The 1,285-nt window shown below is 76.0% G+C and carries 1 protein-coding gene; it reads left to right on the forward strand.

Annotated features, from left to right (window positions below):
- On the forward strand, nucleotides 1-1,107 hold a 1,107-nt coding region (locus NH602_RS30945; RefSeq protein ID WP_253069705.1), incomplete at its 5' end, for a hypothetical protein.
- Between the last annotated feature and the right edge of the window lie 178 nt (nucleotides 1,108-1,285).

Genomic DNA, 1,285 nt, shown 5'->3' on the forward strand with positions numbered 1-1,285 from the left:
CCGTCGGGCACCGCCCGCGGCCGGACCACGCAGACCCCACCCGGTGGCCGTCCGGTGAGCCCGGTCGTGCCCGGGCCGGGCGTGCCGGACGGGACCCCGCCCGGCGGGCGTCCGCGCACCCGGGTGCTGCCCGCGTCGGACACGACCCGCGCGGCCGGTCCCGGTGGTCCGGTGGGCCCGGTCGGCGGCGGACCGAACGGACCCGGTGGGTCCGGGGGCTCGGGCGGGTCCGGTCGCGGCTCCGGCGACGCCTCGTCGGACACCACGAAGGCGAGCGGCCTCAAGGCCGACCTCAGCCCGACGAAGATCGCAGCCGGCGCCGGCGCGGCGATCGTCACGGCGGTGCTCGGCTCGTTCCTCGGCGCGGTCGGCACGGTGATCGGCGCGGCGCTCGGCTCGATCATCTCGACGCTGGCCACCACGTTGTTCACCCGCTCGCTCGAGGTCAGCAAGGACAAGGCACTCGAGCTGAAGGACAAGGCGACCCGGCGCGGCAAGGGCGTCGCCGAGGGCACCGCGGCCGCCGCGCAGAACGGTGCCGGCCACGGTCTCGCCGGGCCCACCGGCGAGGAGACGGTCCTGCTGGACCCGTGGCAGACACCCGGCGGCACCACCCGCGCCGCCGGAGCGGGCCACAGCCGGTTCCGCCGGGTCCGGGTCACCCGCAAGACGGTCATCGTGTCCGCGGTGCTCGGCGTCGTCACCTTCGCGGTGTCGATGTTCCTGATCTCGGGCATCGAGTTCGTGAAGGGCTCGTCGCTGTCCGGCTCGTCCGGGACCTCGGTGAGCAACGTCGTCCGCGGCGGTGCGCCCCCCACCCAGCAGGAGAACGACCGGGGCGAGGGCTCCGGAGGCGACTCGTCGACGTCGTCGTCGAGCTCGACCTCCACCGAGGAGTCGGGCGCCAGCACGTCGGAGTCGTCGACCGGCACCCGTGACCGGGACTCCGGTCAGGACGGCTCGGGCTCGTCGAACCCGCTGCAGGACGGGCTGAACCGGGTCCTGCCGACCCAGCAGCCGGGCTCCGGCCAGTCGGGCCAGGACTCGGGCGGGCAGGACTCCGGCGGCCAGGGCTCGGGCGACCAGGGTTCCGGCACGCAGAACTGACCTGTGTGCCGCGGCGCCGGATCCCGGCGCCGCGGGGCCGGTCCGAGCGCGGCCGGTTCGAGCGCGGCCGGGTCCGGGGGGCGTCTGGGTGCAGGGGTGGCCAAGGCGTTCGTCGGACTGGGCGGGGTTCCCATGCTGGGACGCGCGGTCGACGGCCTTCTCGCGGCCGACAGATCGG

Source organism: Pseudonocardia sp. McavD-2-B, assembly GCF_024124365.1.
Taxonomy (GTDB): domain Bacteria; phylum Actinomycetota; class Actinomycetes; order Mycobacteriales; family Pseudonocardiaceae; genus Pseudonocardia; species Pseudonocardia alni.